At 61.2% G+C, this 15,973-nt stretch carries 15 protein-coding genes and 1 pseudogene; 1 reads left to right on the plus strand and 15 read right to left on the minus strand.

The window, feature by feature from the left end; all coding sequences use genetic code 11:
• Positions 1–67 precede the first annotated feature (67 nt).
• The 14 genes and pseudogenes from DBP26_RS06195 to DBP26_RS06260 form a co-directional block, all read right to left on the minus strand.
• Complete coding sequence (locus DBP26_RS06195) at positions 68–979, minus strand: sigma-54 dependent transcriptional regulator (protein WP_108236468.1); 912 nt, start codon at positions 977–979, stop codon at positions 68–70.
• Between the two features lie 87 nt (positions 980–1,066).
• Positions 1,067–2,014 carry a sigma 54-interacting transcriptional regulator gene (locus DBP26_RS06200; protein WP_108236467.1) on the minus strand — a complete coding sequence of 316 codons (948 nt, stop codon included), beginning with the start codon at positions 2,012–2,014 and terminating at the stop codon, positions 1,067–1,069.
• 1,075 nt (positions 2,015–3,089) lie between these two features.
• Positions 3,090–4,181: pseudogene (locus DBP26_RS06205) on the minus strand (transglycosylase SLT domain-containing protein); the annotation flags it as partial.
• A gap of 78 nt (positions 4,182–4,259) precedes the next feature.
• Entirely contained in the window at positions 4,260–5,141 is an 882-nt protein-coding gene (locus tag DBP26_RS06210; protein ID WP_108236465.1) for an NAD(P)-dependent oxidoreductase, read from the minus strand.
• Complete coding sequence (locus tag DBP26_RS06215; RefSeq protein ID WP_218565090.1) at positions 5,134–6,498, minus strand: MmgE/PrpD family protein; 1,365 nt, start codon at positions 6,496–6,498, stop codon at positions 5,134–5,136. The genes DBP26_RS06210 and DBP26_RS06215 overlap by 8 nt, the downstream gene beginning before the upstream one ends.
• A gap of 48 nt (positions 6,499–6,546) precedes the next feature.
• Positions 6,547–7,314 (minus strand): SDR family oxidoreductase, encoded by a 768-nt coding sequence (locus tag DBP26_RS06220; protein ID WP_108236463.1) that lies wholly within the window; start codon positions 7,312–7,314, stop codon positions 6,547–6,549.
• Positions 7,311–8,153, minus strand: a complete 843-nt coding sequence (locus tag DBP26_RS06225) for an N-acyl homoserine lactonase family protein (RefSeq protein ID WP_108236462.1) — start codon at positions 8,151–8,153, stop codon at positions 7,311–7,313. Before DBP26_RS06225 ends, DBP26_RS06220 begins: the two co-directional genes overlap by 4 nt.
• A gap of 89 nt (positions 8,154–8,242) precedes the next feature.
• Entirely contained in the window at positions 8,243–9,007 is a 765-nt protein-coding gene (locus tag DBP26_RS06230; RefSeq protein WP_108236461.1) for a carboxymuconolactone decarboxylase family protein, read from the minus strand.
• 101 nt (positions 9,008–9,108) lie between these two features.
• Entirely contained in the window at positions 9,109–9,498 is a 390-nt protein-coding gene (locus DBP26_RS06235) for a cupin domain-containing protein (RefSeq protein ID WP_108236460.1), read from the minus strand.
• Positions 9,495–10,406 (minus strand): NAD(P)-dependent oxidoreductase, encoded by a 912-nt coding sequence (locus DBP26_RS06240; RefSeq protein ID WP_108236459.1) that lies wholly within the window; start codon positions 10,404–10,406, stop codon positions 9,495–9,497. Before DBP26_RS06240 ends, DBP26_RS06235 begins: the two co-directional genes overlap by 4 nt.
• An 18-nt stretch (positions 10,407–10,424) precedes the next feature.
• Positions 10,425–11,765, minus strand: coding sequence for an MFS transporter (locus DBP26_RS06245; protein ID WP_108236458.1), 1,341 nt, complete (start codon positions 11,763–11,765; stop codon positions 10,425–10,427).
• 70 nt (positions 11,766–11,835) lie between these two features.
• On the minus strand, positions 11,836–12,231 hold the full coding sequence (locus DBP26_RS06250) for a carboxymuconolactone decarboxylase family protein (protein ID WP_108236752.1): 396 nt from the start codon (positions 12,229–12,231) through the stop codon (positions 11,836–11,838).
• Positions 12,232–12,325: 94 nt separating this feature from the next.
• Positions 12,326–13,753, minus strand: a complete 1,428-nt coding sequence (locus DBP26_RS06255; RefSeq protein ID WP_108236457.1) for an aldehyde dehydrogenase family protein — start codon at positions 13,751–13,753, stop codon at positions 12,326–12,328.
• Between the two features lie 13 nt (positions 13,754–13,766).
• A complete protein-coding gene (locus DBP26_RS06260) occupies positions 13,767–14,648 on the minus strand; it encodes an NAD(P)-dependent oxidoreductase (RefSeq protein WP_108236456.1) in 882 nt (293 codons plus the stop codon).
• Positions 14,649–14,816: 168 nt separating this feature from the next.
• On the opposite strand from DBP26_RS06260, the gene DBP26_RS06265 reads away from it, so the two are divergent.
• A complete protein-coding gene (locus DBP26_RS06265) occupies positions 14,817–15,143 on the plus strand; it encodes an NIPSNAP family protein (RefSeq protein ID WP_108236455.1) in 327 nt (108 codons plus the stop codon).
• Between the two features lie 113 nt (positions 15,144–15,256).
• On the opposite strand, the gene DBP26_RS06270 is transcribed toward DBP26_RS06265, so the two are convergent.
• Positions 15,257–15,937, minus strand: a complete 681-nt coding sequence (locus tag DBP26_RS06270) for a GntR family transcriptional regulator (RefSeq protein ID WP_108236454.1) — start codon at positions 15,935–15,937, stop codon at positions 15,257–15,259.
• Positions 15,938–15,973 lie beyond the last annotated feature (36 nt).

Genomic DNA, 15,973 nt, shown 5'->3' on the forward strand with positions numbered 1-15,973 from the left:
ACGCCCGTTACATTACCCTCGAAACGCGCCTCCATTTCCCGCCCTGCATCCGAATGAGGGGCTCCCTTCAGACGTCCAACTCCTTCATGCGGTGATAGAGCGTGCGCCGGGGAATGTTCAACTCCTGACTCACGGCATCGATGCTGTTGTTGTGACGCTTGAGGGCGGCCTGGATCAAGACCTTCTCGATCACCCGCAGCTGTGACTTGAGCCCAGTCGACGATTCGGTTTCTTCCTCTGTCGCGCTGCCAAGCAGCGGTACACCCAATACGAAGCGCTTGGCGGACGATTTCAGTTCCCGGATGTTGCCCGGCCAGTCGTGGTTCAACAGGACATGGCTCAGCACCGTCCCAACCTCAGGCATGGCCAGCCCTGCATCCCTCGCCGCAGCCAGGGCAAAGCGGCGAAATAAAGGCAAAATCCGTTCGCGGCGGGCACGCAAGGGGGGAAGCTTGAGCGTCAATACGTTAAGACGGAAATAGAGATCTCGACGAAAACGCCCCGCCTCCACCAGTTCGTCCAGCGAATGCTGCGCGGACGCGATGATGCACACGTCCAAGGCAATCGGGGACGTTGAACCGAGCCGCTCCACGGACCGAGTCTCCAGCACCCGCAACAGCTTGGCTTGCAAACTCAAGGGCATGCTGTCTATTTCGTCGAGGTACAGCGTTCCGCCTTGGGCGGCTTCGATATAGCCAACCCGGGAACGGTCCGCGCCGGTGTAAGCCCCGGTAACGACGCCAAACAACTCGCTTTCCGCCAGCGATTCCGGAATTGCCGCGCAGTTCATCGCGACCAGCCGCCCCTTGCGCCCGGACAACTCGTGGATGCGCTGGGCCGCGGTGTCCTTCCCGGTACCGGTTTCGCCCGACAGCAGCACGTCAATCCCCAGTTGCGAAATGCTTTGAGCCACGACCGTCAGGTTCGGCAGATGACGATCGTCCTCCAATTGCTCATCGAAAAAATCGTACACACTCATTCACGACCTCTGGCAGTTCAAGCGCCGGCAGCCTCACGGGCATAGCAGACCTTTGACACGGATCACGAGACCACAAGGCTTGCGCGATTAAGACAGCAAGGGGTCGGCCGCGCCTTGGCACGACAGGCCCAGTTCCTTCATACGGTGGTACAGCGTCCGGCGAGGAATCTCGAGTTCCTGCAGCACGGCATCCAGGCGATGCTTGTGACGCTTCAAGGCGTCCTCGATGAGCATCTTCTCGATCACCCGCAACTGGGTTTTCAGCCCCGTCTCAGGATCGCGGTCCGGCTCGATGTCGGCGCCCAGCAGCGGAAACCCGAGAACGAAACGCTTGGCCGCTGATTTCAGCTCACGGATGTTGCCCGGCCAGGCATGGCTGAGCAGCAACTGCACGAGACCGTTACTCAATACAGGCACCGCGCGGCCAAATTCGCGAGCGATCGTCTGGGTGAACTGGTCGAACAACGGCAAAATCTGTTCGCGGCGATTGCGCAGGGCTGGCGTTTGAATGGTCAGCACGTTGAGCCGGAAAAACAGATCACGACGAAAATGCCCTTGTTCCACGAGTTCATCCAGCGGCCTCTGAGATGAGGCGATGACCCGCAGGTCTACCGGAATGAAGGTAGTGGAGCCCAACCGCTCGATGCCTCGAGTTTCCAGGATCCTCAACAGCTTGGCCTGTAGGCTCAGCGGCATGCTGTCGATCTCGTCCAGATAGAGGGTGCCGCCGCTGGACGCCTCGATGTACCCCTCTCGCGCACGGTTGACCCCGGTGTAGGCGCCATTCACCACGCCGAACAGTTGACTCTCGGCCAGCCCCTCAGGGATGGCGGCGCAGTTCATGCCAACGAAGGCACCGGTGCGACCTGACAGCGCGTGAACACACTTGGCCAGCGTATCCTTCCCCGTTCCGGTTTCACCGCACAACAACAGATCCATACTCAAGTTCGCAGTGTTCATTGCGATCTGATGAATATCGAGTGCTGCGTTTCCCCCAAATGACGCCCAACCGCTTACATCGATTTCTTCCTTCATCGATACCTCTCAAGTGGGTGCAAGCGAGTTATTAGTATCACGCTTTACAAAGGCAGCAATATTTAATTTTAGTTCCCGTACTTGATGAGAACCCTGTCACAGCTCAGTAAGTGATATCAGTATGATTTCACTGAAACCTTTACCCCTGTCCGAGGCTGCCGTTCAAACGTTTATTTAAAATTTCAGCTTGCCTTATTTTGCGGGTTGACTTAATGGGAATCCGACCACAGCACAGGATATCGAAATCGATTTATACCCTTTGATATCAATGACTTACGGCACTTTATTGTCAATTCTTCCATGCTCGTCCAAGCCCGCGCCGATGAGTCAGACCGGGTCACGAGATGTTTACCCTTATCTTAAGCAATCGCTCTCATGCCGAGCGCAAACCGAGAAAGCTTTATATATCAGCGGCACATTAAAGATTAAAAAAAAAGCCACCCCGAAGTTTTAAATTATCCTGATCAGCAGTTGAAATGACCTGTCAGAAATTTCCGAGCGTGCGCTTTCTTAAATAAATTAATTCAGACACATCGAAAGCGCGCCCGAAGATTAATCAACTCATGCGTTCGGAAAACCAACTAAGCCTATTCGGTTTTCCGAACGAAACATGGACGGGTGTTAGATCATGGCGCGAAGCCCCCATTTTTAGGGGGGCTGGCGCCTCACTCAGGTCAGACTTTCGATGAGCACCTGCTAAATCGTTTGTGCATCGAAGCGACGCCGGGCCCTTGGGATCCAACTAAGATGGCCATCTGGAAGTGTGGTGGGAGCATGTCGCCGCATTCATTAGTAGGCTAACGACCAAGAAAACGATGTTTCAGGATATGTCGAACTAAGCCACTTCCCATGGTATCGACGTAGGGTTGCGCGGGTCGCAAAAAGTTCACCGCAAAAAACAGGCTTCTACAGCGATAATTGCCGTTACTGAACGCTTGTCGGAACGTCAGCAAAAATGTCGGCGAAAAATCGCCCCGTTTCGGTGCTTCGCGCGAGGGAATCGCGCATTTTTGCGCAGGTTCGAATCATTCCACTGGTGGCGAAGAGGCCGGCTTCAGGGCAGCGACCTGACGGACGGTGTCACCGGGGTGCCGCTGACAGCCAGTGCTTCGCCTTGCGCTGGGCTCAACCTGGCAAGGCCCGCCTTGACCTGACTCGCCTGTTCCCTGGGTACCAGCAAATGTGCGGGGCCGTCCACCGTTCGTTGCCGCAGGAACGCTGGGTTGAGCCTCAAGAGCACCGCTTCGTCGATTCCCGCCGTGGAGGCCAGTTGTCGAAGGTCCACGGGGCGGGACAGTTCGATGGCCATGAAATAAGGCGAATTGGCCACAGGGTTGAGGTCGACCCCGTACGCGCCCGGCTCGCGTACCAACATCGAGAGCGCGAGCAACCGGGGCACGTAGTCTTGTGTTTCTCGCGGCAGACTCAAATGCCAATAGTCGGTGGGCAAACCGCGTTGTCGATTGGCGGCAATGGCGCGCCCCACCGTACCTTCACCGGCGTTATAGGCGGCCATCGCCAGCAGCCAGTCTCCGTCGAATTGGTCATGCAGCCGAGTCAGGTAGTCCATCGCCGCTTTGCTGGACGCGACCACGTCGCGCCGCCCGTCGTACCACGCCGTCTGCCGCAGATTGAAATCACGACCGGTGGCCGCCATGAACTGCCAAAGACCGGCGGCATCCCGTACTGAATTGGCTTGAGGGTTGTAGGCGCTTTCCACGATGGGCAGCAATGCCAGTTCGGGAGGCATGCCCCGAACGTCCAGGCTCTCGGCGATGAAATGCAGATAAGGGCCCGCCCGCAGACTGGCAGTGCGCAAAAACCCCGGCTTGCTCAGCAGCCAGTCGCGCTGACGTTCGATACGCGCATTCAGGCCGTTCTGGTCCACCAGGGTGAACCCCTGCCCCAACCGACCCCAGATGTCGTTGCCATCGTACGCCACGGGAACGGCGCGCCTTGGCGCGACGTCCCTTTCGGACGAGCGGTTGAGGCCCGCCACCAGCCGGGGGGTGCGCTCCACCGACGGTGCAGGTGGATAGCCCACCATTGCCGAATAGTCGACTGCCTGACAGGCCGCCGTGCACATCAGCGTGACGCTCAGCGCGCTGCCGCGCAGTTGACGAAGGAACCTGAAGGGGGTGCTGAAGGGAAGCGGAACGGGTGGCATGGCGTGCGGGTCCGGAAAGCGATCTCCTTGGGTGGCCCGCGCGGCCAAGCGGTTCCCTGCGGTTACGCCAGCCGCGCATCAGCCCTTCGACCAGCGTTCCACAGTGCGCACCAGTTCGGTGAGGTCCCGGTCGCCGCCATCCTGCTGAGCGGCGACGGCCCACAATTGCCGCGCAGCGTTGCCTAACCACATTGGCACGCCCAAGGCCTGGCACTCTTCCACTGCCAGCCCTATGTCCTTGCAGACGCTGGCAACCGGGAAGCCGAAATCAAAGCTCCCTGGCAGCACATGTTTGGGGAATTTGTCCAACGTGGCGCCGTTCTTGCCGCTGCCGGCATTGATCACCGCCATCATCACCTCGGGGTCGAGCCCGCCTTTGACACCGGCCACGAAGGCCTCGCTGGTGATCGCGAACGCCGTGGTGGACAGCATGTTGTTCAGCAGCTTGAGCAGTTGCCCCTGCCCGGGCTGCTCGCCGACGATGAACACCTTGCCAAAGACGTCGAACAGCGGGCGCACGTGCTCGACCACGGCGGGCTTGCCCGCGATCATCAGCGCCAGGGTGCCTTTGCTCGCGCCCGCAGCACCGCCACTCACGGGCGCGTCCACGGTTTCGATCCCGTGGGCGGCCAGACCGGCAGCGACCTCGCGTTCGGCACGCGAACCTACCGTCGATAGGTCCACAAGGATGCGCACCGCGCGTCCCTCGACGATCCCGCCGGCGCCCAGCGCCACGGTCTTGAAGATAGCCGGGCTCGGGAGGCTGGTGAAAATCACGGACGCCGTGTCCGCGACTTCTTTAACGCTCCCGGCGACCTGAGCACCGAGCGTGCCCAATTCAGCGACGGCATTGGCATCCTGGTCATAGATGACCAAGGCATGTCCTTGCTCCAATAGACGGCGAGCCATGGGCCGCCCCATGACCCCCACGCCGATGAAGCCCAAGGGTTGATCAGCCATGATGAATTCCTGCGAATGAGTGACTGGCCAAGCGCATGACGGCGCCCGCGTCGGATGAATGTTCCAGCGCCCACACGGCATCGATCAAGGGGTCAGGCAGGCAGCCCGAACCTCCGAGCGCCGCCAGTTCGCGCAGTTTGTCTTCGAGAAAACGGTCGCTGAGAGGGGCACCAAGGCTGCCCAATGACGCCTCGACCCGATGGGTCAACGGTTCTCGATGATGAAAGTGGATCTGAACCTGTGCTGCCTCGACCCGGTAACGGTCGTCGTCAATGAAGTGCACCCGTTCATGCAGCGCCCGCAGGCGGGCGTCGTTCACCGCCGCATCGCTGAACTCCGCCAGCCCTGCCTTGCCTGTTGCCAGGGCGACGGCCACGGCATGCTGGGCACTGACCTGTGACTGCCGGCCCTCCCGGACGCCGGGCCGGTCGGTGCGTTGCCGCAGCAGCGGATGCCCAGTCAGCTCGATCCGGGCGATGTCATCCAGCGACCAGGTTCGCCCGTGGGCCAGCGCCAGGCAGGCTTCGATGACGGGGTTGAGCACCACGCCGCAGGGCCAGGGCTTGTAGGTGTTGGCCATCAAGGCCCAGTGCTCGCCCCAACCGGCACAGATCGTGTCGACGCGTGGCTGTTCACCGAACACGCGCAGGAACCCATGCTCGCCTTCCAGCGGCTGATCAGGTCCGGCAAAGCCGTCCTGCGCGAGCAAGGCCGACAGCAATCCATTGCGGGCTGCATTGCCCACCCCCATGCTTTTTGCCGCAGTGCCGAGCGTTTCCACCAGGCCAGAGGCCTGCGCACTGGCATTGCCCAGCGCCCACCGCAGTTGCGTTGCGGTCAGGCCTAGCAATTTCCCCACGGCCATCGCCGCGCCGAACACACCGCACGTTGCGGTGATGTGCCAACCCCGTCGGTAATGCTCGGGAGAAATGGCCATGGCCAACCGGCATTCCGCTTCGACACCCAACGCGAAGGCCAGCAACAGTTGCGGCCCGGATACCTTCCGGGTTTCTGCCACTGCGAACAGCGCTGCCGCGACAGGTGCGGTGGGGTGCAGGATGGTGGGCATGTGAGTGTCGTCGTAATCGAACACATTGGCGCTCATTGCGTTCAGCGATGCGGCGCCGAGCATGTCCAGTGTCCCTTCCCGACCCACGACGTGAGCCGGTCCCAACGCGCTGAAACGGCTGATCAACCGGGTCGCCGTAGCCATATCGGGGTCGCTGCAGCCGGCCAGCGCCGCTGCGAAATAATTGATCAATGCCCGCTGGGCCTCGTGCCGTACCGCCGTGGGCAGATCGGCCCAGCAGCTACGCTCGATGAACTCAGCCAACTGGAGGCTCAGGGTGCTGCTCATGGGCTTTTTCACCGTTGTCAGGGGGTCCATATCAAAGGCTATCCGGGCCTAGCCGGCCATCCACCCGTCGTCCACGGGCAGGGTCGCGCCGGTGATCGAGCCGGCCGACTCGCTGCACAGGTAGACGATCAAATCCGCCACGTGAGAGGCGTCGACGAAGCGGCCGGTCGCCTGCTTGCCTTGCAGGAACATCCGCGTCGCGGTGTCACGGTCCAGCTGCTTGTCTGCCATCAGCGCCCTCAGGCGCCCTTCGATGTTGGGTGTCAGGACCGAGCCAGGACTGACCGCATTGCAGGTGATGCCTTGGCCTTGGGTTTCCACCGCCACTGCCCGGGTCATCCCGAGCAGCGCGGTCTTGGTGGTGACGTAATCGACACGATTGGCAATGCCGCGCGCGCCGTACGCCGAGGACAGATTGACGATCCGTCCCCACTGGCGAGCACGCATACCCGGCAGCACGCTCTGAATGGCACGCAAAGCGGCGGTCAGGTTCACCGCCAGCGCCTGATTCCAGTGGGCCAGCGGGAAGTCTTCGATCGGCGAGAAATACCGCACCACGGCGTTATTGACCAACACATCGACGGGGCCTGCCTCGGCAAACAAGTGCTCGATCTGATCGATGTCCGACAGATCGGCATACACGTAGCGCACATTCACCCCATGCTTGCTCATCAATTCATCACAGGTGTGGCCCATCGTGTCCGCTGCCGCCAATCCATGCAGCACCACCTGGCAACCCGCCGCCGCCAGGCGCGCGCCGATGGCCAGCCCGAGCCCATCGGACGACCCGGTCACCAGGGCCGTTTTGCCTTTCATACCCCGGCCCCATGCGCATCGATGCGCACCGCGAACTGGGGGTCTTGGGGATCGACCGGCGCGAAACGGTTCATCACTTGCGGGTCATGGCCCGGAATTACCAAGGCGCCAGGCCGCTTCATCCATTCGCGCATCTGCTCATAGCCGCGGTACATGTCCGCCAGGCTGTCGAGCACTGCGAACGGACGATCCAGCGTCAGTTCCTCGTAATAATGGATGGCATCCGAGGCAAGAATCACAGGCCCTTCGGGCATTTCCACGACCACGGCCATCTGCCCAGGGGTGTGGCCGCCGATCACATGCAGTTCGATACCGGGAATCAAGGTGTGACGCGGTCCGTCGAGTAAGGTGATGCGACCTTCTCGATGCAGCGCCTGGATACGCTCGATGTCCAGCGGGTCGATGTGATGGCCATATTGCGGACGTTTGCCCATGTCGGTGCCCCAGAACTCATACTCGGTGCGCGACATGACGATCTTGGCATTGGGGTACAGCCCCAGGTTCCCAGCGTGGTCGTAATGGGCGTGGGTGAGGACCAGCAGATGGACGTCTGCCGGATCGATGCCCAGCCGTGCCAGCGCATCCGCTGGCGCAACCACCGGCTGTCGCCGCCGGGCCACAGCCGCTTCGGGGCTGAAGCCGGTGTCGATGACGATGGTTTGCTCGGCGTTGCGGAAAATCCAGAAGAAGTAATCCATGGTGATTTCCGCATCGGGCTCGCGATAGGCGCGGAAGTTGTAATAACACTCGCTTTTGGTGGTCTGTCGGGTGCCGTATCGCACAACGATGACTTCGGGGTCGGTCCAGTCCGGCTTGGCGGGCTGTATGGGCGCGTTCATTATTCGTTCTCCCTGCTCGGGTTTTCAGGTATCGGGACTGGGACGGCGTACTCGCCTAAATGGCGCGCCGTGGCGATGTGTGCAGCGGATCACTGCGGGGCGGCGCTGCGTTCCAAGGCCTGTTCCAGCAATGGCGCCGCTTCCAGTGCGCCGTGGATGCCGATCAGGCTGACGATTTCCAGCAGTTCCATGAGTTGGGCCGCCGTGGCGCCATAACGCAGCGCGTTGCGCATGTGCAACTTGAGCCCCGGTACATACAGATGCGTGGCGGCGGCATCGAAGGCGCAATACATAAACTCCTTCACCACGGGCTCGAGAACGCCGGTACGCCACGGCACCGAGGAGAACGACACGTAGGCCTCGAACAGTTCCGGGTCCAGCTCCAGCAGCCCTTCCCAGGACGAATGCCAGTAGCCGCGGTTGTCGATGAAGCGGGCCTTCAGCGCTTCGCGGCGCGCATCCAAAGGCACAGGCCCCTCGCGCATGCCTTCCTCCTCGAGCACCTCCAGCAAGACCGGAACCCCAACGTTGGAGGCATGGATGCCGACGGTGCTGATCAACTCGATTACTTCAACCAATTCTTCCCGCGTCGCACCGTGACGAATGGCCATCGCGAGATGCTCTTGCATGCCCGGCCGATACAGGTGCGTCGCCGCAGCGTCTGCCGCGAGGGCAATGAAGGCTTTCACCTTCCCCGACAAGTGATTGTTCTGCCAGGGCACACCGGCAAAGTCGGCATAGGCTGCCACGAAGGCAGGGTCCAGACGCAGGAGGCTGTCCCACCCGGCATTCCAGGTGCCTTGGCTGCGTTCGAAGGCCGCCTTGGCGCTTTCCTGTTGTTCATTCAAGGTCATGATCGTTCTCTTTTATCGGGGGTAACCGACCCGACGCGGACCACCGAGGGCCCCGCCACACTTGGACGCCTGGCGGGCTCCGCATCGCGCCATGAGCCGGCTCACTCCGCGCTGCGCAGGTAGTCGGAATCGGCCACCGCCTCTTGCCACACGGTGTTGCCGATGGACGTCGCGGTGTGGACCATGAAATTTTTCGTGTTGGCGCCGTGCCAGTGCCGCTCATGGGGGCCGATCCACACCGTGTCACCCTGGCGGATCGGTTGCGGGTCGTTGCCTTCCAGACAAATCCAGCCGCTGCCCGCCGTGACGTAGAGCACCTGGCCCTGTTCGTGGTAATGCCAATGGGTGCGCGCACCGGGGTTGAACGACACATTGTTGATGGTCACGCCATCGGTGGTCGGCATCACCGGATCGGCCCAGACCACGCCGGTGAACGTGGCGCCACGCTGCTCGGAAATCGCGCCTTCGACGCTGCCGTGAAACACCTTCATGCTTTGTCTCCTTCTTTTGATGCGTAAAGCCGCACGCCACCGGACATGTCACCGATGGCATCTACCACGCGATTGCTGATCAGGTCGCCATAACCCAATGCCGTCTGCAGCCCGAAACTGGCCAGCGGCCCGGACGCATTGAGCGACGCCACCCCCAACTCGCGAACGCGGTCCAGATAGAGCACCACGTCCTTGCTCATCAACTTGCCGGTCAGGCCGCCTTCCAGGTAGTTGCCGTCGACGATGTGCGGAAAGCGGTTGAGCGTGGCGAAGTTCACCCCGCTGCTGTTGTTGAGCACGTCGAGCAGCCGATGCAGGTCCAGGCCGGCCTTCTTGCCTGCGACCATCACCTCCGCCGTGGCTGCGAGGCTGACGGCATTGAGAAAGTTGTTGAGCAGTTTGGTGGTATGCCCGGCGCCGCTGTCGCCCATCAGAAACACCTTGCTGGCGATGGGTTCGAACACCCAGGCCAGTGCCTCGACCGTGGCTGCGTCGCCGCCGACCATCAGGGTCAACGCACCCTTTTCCGCCGCCGCAGCGCCCCCGGAAATCCCGGCATCGACGTACTGCACGCCGCGCTCGGCAAATAGACCGTGCAGGCGAATCGTCGAACTGGCCGCCGCCGTGCTCAGATCCACGACAATCTGACCTTCACGACAATGCGCCAGCAAGCCGTCGGCGCCCTCGACCACCGCTTCCACCACCTTGCTGTCCGGTAGTGACAGCAGCACCACATTCGCCTCGGCCATCACATCGGCCATCGACGCAGCCACCTGGGCCCCTGCGGCCTTGGCGCGCAGGGGGTCAGTGTCGAAACCCAGCACAGGCAGCCCGGCGTTCACCAGGCAGCGCGTCATGCGCCCGCCCATGTTGCCCAGCCCAATGAAACCCACGGTTTTGCTCTTCACGACAGCTCTCCTCGTGGATTAGAAATCAACGTCTTTGGTTTCTGGCCCCATGTAGGCGCCGATGGTCGCGATCACCCCGCCAATCACCAGCAGCACGGCGGGCGTCACGGTGAACGGGATGAACTGGCCCAGCCAGGCCATATAGAAGGCGTAGAAAGAAGGAATGATTACCGACAGGCTGAAGCCGACGCCGAAGCCCGTGGCGCGCACGTCGGTCACGAACCGCTCGTTGATGTAGGTCACGATCACGCCCCAGGGAGCGGTCACCAGGACTGACAACACGCAGACCAGCGCCATGATCGCTGGCAGTGACAAGCCGGGTACGTTGGCCAGGACGTACATGATCCCTGCCCCCACGGTGGCGATGATCGGCCCCAGGGTGATGAAAAACCGTCGCCGTCCCATCTTTTGCCCAAGGATCCCTGAAGCGATGTAGCTGAAGAACAGAATCGAATAGGCCAGCAGCAACGTCCCGGTCACCTGCAACCCGGACAGGTGCAGGGTATTCACCAGCAGGCCGGTGGGCAGGAAGATGGTGATGATGTTCTGGGTCAACCAGAAGCCGGTCATCATCAACAGCACTTGCAGCAGATTGCGCCCGCTCTTGCCCTTGACCAGATCGGTCAGCGGCAATTTTTCCCGAGGCTTGTTGCCGGTTTCGCTTTCCCAGATTTCCGATTCGGAAACCGCATAGACGTAATACAGCGCCAGCACCCCCGCCAACAGCGCGCCGATGACGAACGGAATCCGCCAGCCCCACTGCACGTACGGCGAGCCAGAGCCGTCCAGCGGGAACAGCATGAACATCAGCATCGCCACCAGGTTGATACTGACGTAGGCCAATGGAAAGCCGGCGATGATCAAACCGCCCACGAAGCCCCGCTGGTGTTTCTTCGAGTACTCGATGGCCAGCGGCATGGCACCGGTGTAGCCACCGCCGAGAAAAATGCCGTCGACGAAACGCAATAACACCAACGCCCAGTAAGACGCGATGCCGATGGTCTCGTAGCCAGGCAAGAGCGCAATCAGCAGGGTGACCACGCCAAAACCGGACACCGAATAGATCGACGCCATGCGTCGTCCGGTTTTGTCGGCGATCATCCCGAACAACAAGGCGCCGATCGGGCGTCCCAGCAGCGTGGTGATGAACACCAGCGACGCGAGTATCGCGGCCATGCCGGGCGAGAGCTGGGCGGGCTGGAAGTAAAACAGGACCGGTGACAACACCACCACCGGTAGGTAGATGTCGAACATGTCGATGTATTCGGAAAAGAACGCCCCTTTGATGGCATTCCTTCTTTTCTTTTCGATCGACTGCTCGGTTTCAGCCACCGCAGTGGCCGGGGCGTATGTGCTCATGACGTTTCCTTGTAGTTATTGTTGAACGCATGTTCGGGGTCGAACCACGGCCCTGAAGCCGCGCGAAGGGTCAGCTGCTTCCGATTTCGGCCTCATAGGCCTTGATGGCCTCCGATGCGACTCGGAACGCCGCCAGGCCCAGCGGCGCGCCGCAATACACCGCGGCCTGCATCAACACGGCGCGAATCTCGTCCTGGGTCACCCCGTTGCGCAAGGCACCGCGCACATGAACGCTCAATTCATGGTGCTGACTCATGGCGGTGAGCATGGCGATGTTGATCATGCTGCGGGTCTTGAAGGGCAGCGTCGGGTCGCCCCAGATTTCGCCCCAGCAGTATTCGGTGACCAGCTTCTGCATCGGGCGGTTGAAGTCGTCCGCCGCCGCCCAGGACTTTTCCACATGCCGGTCACCCAGCACTTCCTTGCGGTTGTTGAAGCCCTGATTGAAACGCTCGTTATCTTCCATCGTCATTCCACCCTATTCCGTACTATCGACAGATTGTCATACAGATAAAATCGTCAAATTTTTTTGGACTGCAGTGTGCTCGACGGAATACGCGTCAAGCGCCGTAACCCACCATTGACTTCACCTCCAGGTATTCGCGCAACCCGTATTCGCCCCATTCCCGACCGTTGCCGGAGCGCTTGACCCCACCGAAGGGCGCCGCAAAATCCGCTGGCGGGTAATTCAGGTGCACGGTGCCGGCCTGCAGTCGTCGGCCCACGTCGCGGGCCCGCTGGTGATCGGCCGACTGCACGTACGCGGCCAACCCATAGTGAGTGCCGTTAGCGATCGCAATGGCTTGCGCCTCGGTGTCATAAGGGATCATCGACAGCACCGGGCCGAAGATTTCCTCCTGCGCGATGGTCATGCCAGGAGTGACGTCCGTGAACACCGTCGGCTTGGTGTAATAGCCACGATCAATGCCGTCGGGCAGGCCAGTGCCCCCGGTGACCAGTCGCGCGCCTTCATCGATGCCGTTCTGGATGAGCGCCTGCACGCGACGGAACTGGGCGCGATTGACCAGCGGGCCGAGTTGAGTGGTCTCATCGGTCGTGGCGCCGACGCGGTAGCCCTCGGCGGCGACTTTGGCGATATGTGCGGCGTCGTGCATCAGCGTCCGGGGCACCAGCATGCGGGTCGGAATCGAGCAGGACTGGCCGCTGTTGGTGAAACACGCCGCCACCCCGCGCGTCACGGCGTCCTGCAGGTCGACGTCATCCAGGAGAATGTTGGCGGACTTGCCGCCCAATTCCTGAGCGACGCGTTTGACCGTATCCGCAGCGGATTTCGCGACCAGCACCCCGGCCCGGGTCGAGCCGGTGAATGACAGCATGTCGATGTCCGGATGCGCCGACAGCGCCGCCCCCACGCCCGGTCCGTCGCCGTTGACCAGATTGAAGACGCCGGGCGGTACACCTGCTTCGTCCAGCACCTCCGCGAACAGCAGGCTGCTCAAAGGTGAATATTCGCTGGGCTTGAGCACCATGGTGCAGCCAGCCGCCAAGGCGGGGCCGACTTTTACCACGATCTGATTGATCGGCCAGTTCCAGGGCGTAATCAGCCCGCACACGCCGACAGGCTCGTGGCGAATCAGGGTGGTGCCGCGCGTTTCCTCGAAGGCGAACCGCTCCAGCACCTCGATCAATGCGTTGAGGTGCAGCCAACCCCGGGGAACCTGGAACTGGCGAGAAAAGGTGATCGGCGCGCCCATCTCCAGGCGCATGGCCTGGGCAAATTCTTCCTGCCGCCGTTGGTAGATGGACACGATGCGCCTGAGCAACGCGACACGTTCTGCAACCGGCGTCTGGGAATAGGCTGGAAGGGCCGCACGGGCGGCGGCAACGGCACGATCGACATCCGTGGCGTTACCCAATGCCAGCCGCTCGACCACACGTTCACTGGCCGGATCGATCACGTCGAACCAACTGGGTGCCACCGGTTCGACCCATCGTCCGTCGATGTAAAAAGAAGCAGTGTGTGACATGGCTCGGCTCCCTTCACTCGCCTTCATTGGCCAGCATGCGGTACATCTCGGTGTGATCGGTGGCCGGGGTCGCCTGTTGCGCGACATCGTTCCAGACCTTGATCGCGCTCCGGCCGAAGATCAGCGGGTAATCCAAGGCGTCGGACAGTCCTTTGGCGATCTTGAGGTCCTTGTTCATCAGTTGCATGGAGAACCCGGAGCCAAAGGTGCCACTGAGCATGAATTGCCTGGCCTTGTTCAGGGAGGTGTTGCTGCCCCCGCTGGAAGCATTGAGCACGTCCACCATGACATCGGGATCGATGCCGAACCGTTTGGCGACATGCAGGGCTTCGACCGTGGCCATCAGCCCGGCTGCCGATACGAAATTGTTCAACGCCTTGGCGGCGTGGCCCGAACCTGCCCCGCCAATGGACAGAATGTTCTTGCCCATTGCCTCGAGCAGCCGGCGACAGCGCTGCAGCACGTCAGGTTCGCCGCCGACCAGGATGGCCAGGCTGCCGTCGACGGCACGTTTCACGCCCCCTGACACCGGTGCATCCAGATAATGGAGGTCAAGGGTCCCAAGGGTTTGGCCCAGCTCGCGCGAACGGGCGGGCTCCGATGAGCTCATGTCAATGACCACCGCGTGGCGCGACAGCAGGCGGGCCCAACCTCCCTCGCCCAGCAGCACACGCTCGACAATGTCCGAGTTGGGCAGCATGGTGATCAGCACGTCGAGGTCCGACGCATTTTCCGGGGTCAAGGCGCTGGCATTGAGCGTAGCCTGCACCTCAGCCAGGCGCTTGGCATCAGCGTCGGCGAGAAACAGTTGAAAGCCAGCAGCGGCCAAGCGAGCGGTCATCGGCGTGCCCATCATGCCCAATCCGATGAAGCCGATCCGTTGAGGTTGCGTCATGTTCGTGCCCTTTGATTTTTGTGTTCTTGTCAATCGGGTCGAGGCGATGCCTGCTAACGCTGCGGGACCATCGCCAGCAATGAGACAAAATTATAGGACTGTCATACAATCGGTCAATAGGCTAATTTACAGTTTTCTACCCGCAGCACTTCACGAGGAGTTGAATGCATGATCGTCGAACTCAGGATTTACCACTGTGCACCCGGCCGACTGCCCGCGTTGCATGACCGCTTTACCGGCACGACCTTGGGCTTTTTCGAGAAATACGGGATACGGCAGATCGGCTTCTGGACCAACCTGACCGGCGCGACCAACCAGTCGTTGACCTACCTGCTGCAATGGGAAAGCCTGGCGGAGCGGGAAGCCAAGTGGAATGCGTTTCAAAGCGACGCAGAATGGATCGCCAAACGGGCGCAAAGCGAGGCGCAGGCTATCATCGTCGAAAGGATAGAAACCCAGTTCCTGACCCCGACCGCGTATTCGGCATTGCGCTGATGGGCAGTGCTTGCCCGTGGTAGCGGACGGCCCTGCCCACGCTCGGCGCGGGCAGGTTCAGCAGAAGACTTGCGTCTGACAGCGCGCCCGGCAAGGAGGTGAAAACGGCGGGCTCACTCTCCCGAATGCCCGCCGTTTTCCGCCAGCAGCGCCAGCACGTTTTTCGAAGCATTCGCCACATGGAGCAAGGCCGCGGCGCAGGCGCCCTCTTCATCTCGACGTTCGATGTTGCGCACGATTTCCTTGAGCTCTGCCAAGGTGTGCGGCATCCGGCCTTCCCTGCCCAGCGACAATGCGCGCAACAGGCTCACCCGATTGTTCAATTGTTCCAGCATGCCGCCGACCACCCGGCTTTGCTCGATATCCAGCAGCACATGGTAGAAACGGCGCTTGATGTCCAGCAACGCTGTGCCGTCGACGCAGCGGGTATGGGACTGCTGCTCGAATTCGTCGAAGACTTCCACCAATTCACCCACGTCTTCATCGGTGGCATGACGGACGAAATTGCGCACCGCCAGCACCTCCAGGGCGCCGCGCACATCGTAGATCTGCACGGCATCCTTGGCGTCGACCGAAGCGACGTAGGCGCCTCGGTGGGGCACTTGCTCGACCAGCCCCTCGGCCTCCAATTGCCGCAAGGCTTCGCGCAATGACGTGCGGCTGACATCCAGCGCGGTGTACAACTGCTGCTCCACCAGACGATCGCCGGGCTTGAAACGGCCCGAGATGATTTCGTTGCGCAGTGCATCCTGCACTTGATGCCGCAAAGAAGACGCTTGGCGTAGTACTTTCATGCTGTATTCCCGAAGACCTGTGGATGCGATGAGGCT

This window comes from Pseudomonas sp. RIT409 (assembly GCF_003052515.2).
Classification (GTDB): Bacteria; Pseudomonadota; Gammaproteobacteria; order Pseudomonadales; family Pseudomonadaceae; genus Aquipseudomonas.